Source organism: Paenibacillus sp. HW567, from assembly GCF_000374185.1.
Taxonomy (GTDB): Bacteria; Bacillota; Bacilli; order Paenibacillales; family Paenibacillaceae; genus Paenibacillus_AQ.
The window spans coordinates 4,362,336-4,371,310 of the sequence record NZ_KB910518.1 but is presented as its reverse complement, the minus strand read 5'-3'; the positions used below and the strand labels follow the sequence as shown (position 1 = coordinate 4,371,310).

At 51.0% G+C, this 8,975-nt stretch carries 3 protein-coding genes; all 3 read left to right on the top strand.

All coding sequences use genetic code 11. The annotated features are described in order from the left end of the window. The first annotated feature begins 3 nt into the window (after nucleotides 1–3). From B212_RS0119410 to B212_RS0119400, 3 genes are read left to right on the top strand one after another with little or no spacing between them, the layout of a single operon-like run. Complete coding sequence (locus B212_RS0119410; RefSeq protein ID WP_019912674.1) at nucleotides 4–714, top strand: histidine phosphatase family protein; 711 nt, start codon at nucleotides 4–6, stop codon at nucleotides 712–714. A gap of 31 nt (nucleotides 715–745) precedes the next feature. Further along, the gene (locus tag B212_RS0119405) at nucleotides 746–2,338 is read left to right on the top strand and encodes a hypothetical protein (protein WP_019912673.1); all 1,593 of its coding nucleotides are present in this window, start codon (nucleotides 746–748) and stop codon (nucleotides 2,336–2,338) included. Between the two features lie 50 nt (nucleotides 2,339–2,388). Next, the gene (locus B212_RS0119400; RefSeq protein ID WP_019912672.1) at nucleotides 2,389–8,946 is read left to right on the top strand and encodes an SDR family NAD(P)-dependent oxidoreductase; all 6,558 of its coding nucleotides are present in this window, start codon (nucleotides 2,389–2,391) and stop codon (nucleotides 8,944–8,946) included. The last annotated feature ends 29 nt before the right edge of the window (nucleotides 8,947–8,975 follow it).

Sequence of the window (8,975 nt, the reverse complement as noted above, 5' to 3'; positions counted from 1 at the left end):
CGAATGCATCTCTATATTGTTCGCCACGCGGAACCGGATTATGAAAATGATACCCTCACTGCTGCCGGAGAGCTTGAGGCACAAGCGCTTGCGCAATATCTGCAGGCTCAGGGCGTCGATTATATTTATTCATCGCCGATGGGCAGAGCGTTGAAGACGATGAGCTATACCTCTGAGCTGCTGGGAATAGAGCCGCGGATTGAGAATTGGCTGAGAGAGCTGACCGATTTATGGATCGAGAATTCCCCTTGGGGGTATATAGGGGTTTTTGATATTCCGGGTGAAGTAATCAGAAACGGAAACTCATTCCCGACCCATGAAAGCTGGCATCAGCTCAATTATTACCAGGATGTGCAAGCGAAAGAAAGAGTAGAGGAGATCCGCAAAAGCTCTGACCGGTTTTTGCTGCGCCATGGATATGAAAGAATGGATGGACGGTACTCATGCAACAATCCGAGCCAGGATAAAATTGTGGTGTTCTGCCATAGAGCGATTGGTTTAACCTGGCTTGGGCATTTACTGGATATTCCTATTTCATTAATGTGGTCGGGGTTCTGGATGCCGCCCAGTTCAGTCACGACGGTTGTTCTCGAACAGCGCTCGGATCGGTGGGCAACGCCAAGATGTATTGGCTTTGGGGATACTTCCCATATCTTCAAGCATGATTTGACGTTGAAAGCCAAAGACATCCATAATGACTGTTTTGTTAAATAGACAGCTAAATACTAAATTCAAGGTGATTACAATGAACGTACTGGATATCATTCCGATTCACCACGATTGGAGAAATTGCACGGAGGACACAATTGTTTCTGTTGCATCCTGGCTGCAGCGGGATCATGAGCTTATGTATGCGGAATCGTGGGGGTTTTCCTTTGACATCCGGCAATGGAGCAATACGGGGAAGCTATCCTCCTCCTTGAGTGCTGATTTTGGTAACATGTTTCCTTTACTGGCGCAGTACCACGGTATCAATGTTCAGATAGTAGAGAACCTGTGTTTTCAAGATACGGTTGATGTAGTCGCGGGGGAATTGGCAGAATCCAGACCCGTCATCGTTGAGCTGGATACTTATGAATGTCCTTGGGACTCCGGTTTTCACAATTATCATTACCCTCACACCAATTTAATTGTCGGTTATGATGAGGCAACCCGCATGTACAGCTTAATAGATTGTTTTTATCAGAAGCAGGATATCAGGATTTCGAGTAAAGATTGTTTTTCATACGATAGCAGCCGCAACCGTGTAGCTGTATTCAAATGTTCAGCCCAGCCGGAGCCGGTAGCTGATTGGAGAACCATCATTCAGCATGCTGCCAGGAGAATAAGGGGAGGAGAATCAACGTATCATTCGTTCCATCAGATGAGAAGTCTCGCAGCGATTTTGGAGCAGTCTCCCGATTTGAGCGGAGAATTCAAGCATCATAAGCATATTTGGATGGCCCCGTTACTGTCCGTACTAAATGCTATAAGCAATGGCAGAAGACAGTTTGCAGCGGTACTGCAATATGTAAATACCCGGCTACAGGAACTGGATTTCCATGAAACGGTGGATGAACTGCATTATGCCGCGTCACAATGGAGCATTCTGCTCTCTATGGTGACCAAATCCTACTACAGTCCAAGGGATAGAAGTCTCTTGCACAGAGCGGCCGATAAACTTCGGATGATCGCAGACAAGGAAGAACAGATTGCCGGTCAACTTCTCTCTATGTGTGAAGAAAGGGCGACGGGCCGGCAGACCATGTCCAAAAGCATTATTGCGGACCCGGTCAGCGGCCAGGCAGATATGCAATTTGTGGAGCTGTCAGATTATTTCAATAATAAAGGATTTGACCGTTCGCTCTCAGAGGAGAGCAAGGCGGATCTTACGCTGATGGGAGATTATTTGTTAGCCGATGATCCTTCAGTTGAGTGGAAGACGGAACGGATGGAATTTTCCCTCCCGGCATTGAATGGCAGTGATTATGACAATATTTCATGCGCTGCACAGTCTATTAAGCTTCCCGCAGGCCATTATTCTGCCTTGGCGCTTGTGGGATGCTCGGAGTGTGGAAGTTACGGGGATCAGATCGAGCTTGTATATGAGGACCGATCCGTGTCCTTCCTTCCAATTGCATTTACAGATTGCTATATGGAACCCCTTTACGGTGAAACAATCGTTTGGTCAGGCAGAGCGGCATCCCGAAAGAACGGGCACATACAGTTGAATGAATCCCCGGCACATGTATTCACCCGAAATTATACACTGGATACAACCCGGGAAATTGTAGGCATGAGACTGCCTGATTGTCCTAATTTACATATTTTTGCTATGGCCTTATATGCCTGTAGATAAAGTACAGGAGCAGTATAGCAAAGAAAATGACGAAAAAACGAGGGTAATTTATGAAGGAAAACACGAGAACAGGGTTAGAAGTTGCCATTATTGGAATGTCGGGTTCTTTTCCGGGTGCCAAAAACCTTGAGCAATTTTTCCAAAATGTAAAGAATGGTGTTGACAGCATTTCCTTTTTTACAGATGAACAATTGGAGGAGGCCGGAGTTCCCGCAGAGGTATACACCAAAGAGAACTTCGTCAAAGCAAAAGGTTATCTCAATGAGTGTGAGTACTTCGATAATTCCTTCTTTGGGTATACGCCGAATGAAGCGCAATTTATGGACCCGCAAACGAGGCTGCTGCACGAGCATACTTGGATGGCACTGGAGGATGCGGGTTATCCGCCCGGCAGGACACAGGATACTATCGGAGTCTATGCCGGAGGACGGCCCCACTTTCACTGGGAGGCGTTATCTCTATCCATGGGCTCCCGCAACGGGGCTGAGGATTTTGAGATTGCCCATTTGAATGACAAGGATTTAATGAGCACGCGAGTATCCTACAAGCTGAATTTAAAAGGGCCCAGTTATACGCTGTTCACTGCCTGCTCTACCTCGCTCGTTGCGGTTCATGCGGCTTGCCAAGGGGTCATCAGCGGAGAATGTGACATGGCAGTTGCCGGCGGGGTATCTGTTACAAGTCCACTGAAGAACGGATATTTCTATCAGGATGGGATGATCCTGTCGTCGGACGGCCGCTGCCGGGCATTCGATGCCGCATCGGACGGAACCGTGGTTGGCAATGGCATCGGTCTGGTTATATTGAAACGGCTGGAAGATGCCTTGGACGACAAAGACCACATTTATGCGGTTATTAAAGGAACGGCGATTAATAATGACGGCAACCGCAAAGTAGGCTACAGTGCGCCGAGTGTAGATGGACAGGTAGAGGTCATTCGGACCGCCCACCGCGTGGCCGGGGTAGATCCCGGGGAGATTGGCTACATAGAAGCACACGGAACGGGGACGGCTCTCGGTGATCCCATTGAGGTCAAGGCGTTAACCGCAGCCTTTCACACCAATCGCAAGCATTTCTGCGGGATAGGCTCCGTCAAAACCAACATTGGCCATCTCGACAGCGCGGCTGGAATAGCCGGGCTTATAAAGGCGGTGCTGGCCCTGCACAATAAATGCCTGCTGCCAACCTTGCATTTTGCGAATCCCAATCAGCACCTCATGCTGGAAGACAGCCCCTTTTATCTGGTAGACCGGCTGAGAGAATGGGAGAGCGGTTCAGGACTGCGCCGGGCAGGGGTAAGTTCATTTGGTGTCGGCGGAACCAACGCGCATATCGTTTTGGAGGAAGCTCCATCAGTTCGGAGCGCCAAGCAGGAGGAAGAACAGCAGCGGCTGCTGGTTTTTTCAGCCAAAACCAGGGAAGCGCTGGAGGAGTCCATTGAAGCGTTTGTACAAGATGTGCGGAAGAATCCAGGGAAGGATATTGCGGATATTGCGTATACGCTGCAACGGGGCCGCGAGCACTTTTCCTACCGTCAATATGTATCCTGCAAGGGACTGCTTGCCGGTTGTGCGGCATTAAGAATGAAGGCACCGCAAGGCCTCTGGATGGATCCGAAAAAAGAATTGAAGCCTGTATACTTTAGGTTTGGCGGGATAGACCCCAGAGAGGCGGCTCAGCTTTACCGCGTTTGCTTGCGCAATCCGTATTGCCGTGAAGAGATGGAAGAACTCTTGCTTCAGGCGAGCGAGCTGAGAGGCGTTGCGCGTGCCGGGCTTTTATCGGCCGGGAACGATGGGGAAGCGGGACAAACGCCGGTCTTTCTCCTCCAATTGGCCTTGGCCAAATGGCTGCTGCGTGTGGGTGTGAAGCCAACCGCGCTTATGGGAACCGGAATCGGGACGTATGTGGCGGGCTGCCTAGCCGGTGTTTTTACCTTAGGGGAAGCGCTGATGCTCATTGGGAAAAGAGACCGGCTGCTGGAGGAATGGCGGGGGAGCAAAGGGAATTTGTTTTTGCTGGAGGCCCTTCAGTCCGAGTTTTACGAGGCATTTGATTCGGTTGCCTTGTCTGTGCCTTCGATTCCGCTGCTCTCTGCAGATGCCGGAAGTAATACAGTGAATGATGTGACGCTCCCGGATTATTGGGTCAATCCATTGGGTGCAGATGATGACGGTAAGAGCTTGCCCGCAAAGGCGGAAGAAGATGATCAGCGTCTGGTTCTTGACTTCGGTGCAGGCGGTGAACCCTCCGGCCCGTCCGGGCCTATGTGCCTTATAAAAGGAGAGCCGGATCTCCTTGATGCTGTCGGCTGCATATGGGCACACGGCTATCCGCTCAATTGGGATGAGCTTGCTAAGCATCAAAACCCGTCTCGATTGACACTGCCAACCTATCCCTTTACCCGGAAAAGATACTGGGTGGATACGCAGCAGATCAAGCAGTTCCAGCATAGCTGGAAGCGTCAAGATGCCCGAATGGGCAAGAAAAGCAAGGAAGAATGGCTGTATGTTCCCACATGGATACGTTCTGAACACATACCCGGGGCTAGGGAGCAGCAGCAAGGCTTATTCGCAGTTTTTGCCACACCGGAGCCGTTTGTAGCCCAATGCATTGAGCAGCTTGAACAAATGGGGCAGACCGTTGCCCGGGTTGAGGCCGGTGAAACCTTCAAACAAAATAAGCTGTCATTTGAGATCAATCCGGAAAATAAGGACGACTTAACGCAACTGCTGGATACACTTGCTAAGTGGGGGGACGGGCCGGTCAGGATTGTGCATTTTTGGTGTATGCATCCACAGGCTGCCGCCTACGAACAATTACCGGAAGCGGAAGAATGCAACCGCCTTGGGTACTATACCTTATTGAACATTGCCAGAGCGGTTGGCGAGCTTCAGCTCCGGCAGCCAATAACTATTGATATCGTTGCCAACCAGGTGGCTGAAGTAATCGGGAACGAGACGGTCGTCCCTGCAAAGGCCACACTGTTAGGGCCGCTTCGTGTCATCGCCAAAGAGTATGAGAACATTACATGCAGGCTGATTGACACCGATCAATACGACCATCATATCCTTTGCCGCATCCTGTCCGAGCCGGAAGATAACCGCCGTGCCGACTGGATCGCGCTTCGGAATATCTATATATGGGAGCCTACCTTCAAGCAGGTGCGCCTAACAGCTCCGCTGAATACAGTTTCCAAGCGCTTAACGGTTGGAGGGGTATACGTTATCACCGGAGGTCTTGGAGGCATCGGGCTATACGTAGCCAAGTTTTTGGCGGAGCGGTATCAGGCCCGTGTGGTCTTGATCAACCGGTCGCAGTTTCTTCCCGAGGAGGAGTGGGACAGGTGGTATGCAATCCATAACGGGGATGATCCGGTGAGCACAAAAATTGCCGGCTTGCGGGAAATCAAAGCAGCGGCAAGCGGATTGTATTTGGTGCAGGCGGATATTACGGATGCAGCTCAGGTCAGTGCCGTTTTTAGGCAGATCCTTGAGCGCTACGGGGCCATTAACGGGATTATCCATGCTGCCGGTGTTCCGGACGGAGCTGTCATTCAGCGGAGAAGCAAGGAGATGTGCGAAGCGGTTTTTGGAACCAAAATTTATGGAACCCGGGTCTTGCAAAAAGCAATTGAGGAGCTGCCCCGCCCGGTCGATTTTCTGCTGCTTTTCTCTTCTTTAAGCGCGCTGCTCGCTCCACCTGCGCAAGTGGCGTACAGCGCCGCCAATTCTTTTTTGGATGCCTTTGCAAAGGCTAACACGGGAAGGGGGTATTTCACCCAGGCGATCAACTGGGATATGTGGAAAAACACCGGGATGGCCAGCCTGTCGGCACACTCCCGTCCAACCAGCTCTGCCCCGGGAATTGCCTATCAGCCCGAAGAGCATCCGTTGTTTAGATACTCCGTAACAGAAAGTACAGGACGTACTACGTTTCTTTCTTATTTCCATACCGGCAGGGATTGGGTCTTGGACGAACACCGCATTGCGGACCAGGCCGTGCTGCCGGGAACATGTTATCTGGAAATGGCCTGTGCAGCCTATCAATCAGTGGCCTCGAATCCCGGGGCGGCCGTGATGATCCGCGATGTCTTCTTCTTGACCCCGCTGGCAGTAGCGGAGAATACAGATGTTCCGGTCCGAACGGTCATTACCCGGGACATGGAGGGCTATCAGTTTACAATTGAAAGTTACTCCGAGGCTCCCAAGGGCAGGTGGGTGCTTCACGCACGTGGCCGCGTCGGCGCCGATAATCTCAAGCCCCAGGACTATGAAATGGATGTTATCCGCAATGCCTGCGGGGATAGCCGTTATGGCAGAGAGCATTACAACAACCGGCGGGACAGCAAATTCCGGTACGGTCCCCGGTGGGACAGCTACTGCTGGGGAGGATTCTCTCAGCAGGAGGGATTGTCCTGGATTGAACTTCCGCAAGCGTTCGCGGGAGATCTGGCTGCTTATAGGCTTCACCCGGCTATCCTTGATGTGGCGCTGGTGCACATGGGGCTTGCACACACCGGAGCCGGCCAGTATGTTCCGTTCGGCTACAGAAACATTACGGTCCACGGGAAGCTGCCGGGAAAAGTATACAGTTATATCCGTCACCGGACAGAACATTCTTTTGGAAACAAAATTCTGGAGTTTGATCTGACGGTTATGGATGAACACGGCAAAGGGATCATTGAAATCGAGGGCTATCAGGTTACAGCCGTCACGGATGGGCAGATCAGCGGGCGAGGCAGGGCTGCCGATAAAACAACTGCAGTCCGGGAGGCAGCGGCAGCTTTCGACGGCAATTCGGGTTCGCTGACTCCTGAGGAAGGGCTGATGATTCTGGAGGCCGCTTTATCGACAGCCTATCCACAGGTGATGGTATCTGCAGTTGATTTGCTTACCCGGGTAGAAGCCTACAGAAATGAGAAGGTAAATCTGTATGAAGACAGCAGCGGCAGCTCTGCGGGCGACATGGTGCGGGCTTCAGAGGTAAATTTGTCCGTCCAGGAGTTAGAAGATGTAATCAGCAGCATTTGGCAAAGTGTTCTTGGGCATGAGCAAATTTCCAGGGAAGATGATTTTTTTGATTTGGGCGGGGATTCGCTGAAGGTGCTAACGGTCGCAGAGAGGATCTATCAGGCGATCGGCATCAAGATTCCGGTTTCGGTCTTCTTTCATACCACTGTGCTGAATGCGCTTGCACAGCATATCCGGGCGGCCTATCCTACAACTGCCAAAGAATATGCCGCCATTCAAAAAGCAGCGCCTGAGGCTCATTATCCCTTGTCCTCGGCGCAAAAACGGTTGTATTTTCAACAGCAGCTTCAGCCGGACAGCATTGCATACAACATCCTGGAGACTATACGGGTTGAAGGGGAGCTTGATCTGGATAAATTACAAAATGCGTTCGACCAATTAATCCATAGGCATGCGGTGCTGCGGACAAGCTTTGATGTCATTAACGGAGAGATTGTCCAGATCATCCATGACCATGCCGGGCTTCAAGTGGAGCATGTGACTGTAAAGGAGGAGGAGGTCGATCCGGTAATTGAACAGTTTATGCAGCCGTTTGATTTGCGTTCGGCTCCTTTATTGCGTGTAAAGCTGGTTCGCTGCGGTGCACACAAGTATGTGTGGCTGTTTGATATTCACCATATCATTGTCGATAACCTCTCGGTTGAGCTTCTCAAGAGTGAGCTTATCCACATATATAACGGTCAAGCCGAACAGCTAAAGCCGATCGCCTTGGAATATGTTGACTTCGTGGGCTGGCAGAACGAACGGATCAGACGCGGAGAATTCGACAAGCAGACCGAGTATTGGCTTCAGCAATTATCGGGAGAACTGCCGGAATTACAGCTTCCCGCCGATTACCCGCGGCCTGCCATGCTGAGCTGCCAGGGCGATATTTATACTTGTACTTTGGATGAAACCGTGACAGCCCGGCTGAAGCAAGGAATGAAAGACAATACCACCACATTATTCATGAATATGATGGCCCTCTTCAGTGTCCTGCTGCAAAAATACACCGGCCAGGATGAAGTCATGATCGGGGCCAGTCTTGCAGGAAGAAATCATGCGGATCTGGTGGACATGGTCGGCATGTTTGCCAATGTGCTGCCTTTCCGTTCCCGCATCAACCGCAAAGCATCGTTTGAGCAGTTGTTGACAGAGGTCAAAGCACAGAGCTTGCAGATCTTTGAAAATCAGGATGTACAATTTGAGCTGTTGGTCGAAGCACTGGGGTGGAGCCGTCAATTAAGTGAGAATCCCTTATTCAATGTAATGCTGGTGCTGCCCGAGGTTGCGCCCGCCGAGGCGGTTATGGATCGGGTAAGGCTGCAGGTGTATCCGTTCCGCAACCCGTCGTCCAAATTCGACTTGACCTTATGGGTGTACGATTATGGCGACAGGATAGAGCTGCGTATGGAGTATTCGACGGATTTATTTGCCCGCAGGACGATCACAACCATGTGCCGGCACTTGCTGGATATTGCCGGGCAGGTTGCCGGGAACCCGGATATCCTTGTCAAAGAAATTATGCTGGATTCGGGTCTCGTTCAGACGGAAGCGCTGAATTTGCTTGATGACGGGAATGATTTTGCATTTTGAACAGTCAATCAACTGCTAAGGAGTGGGGT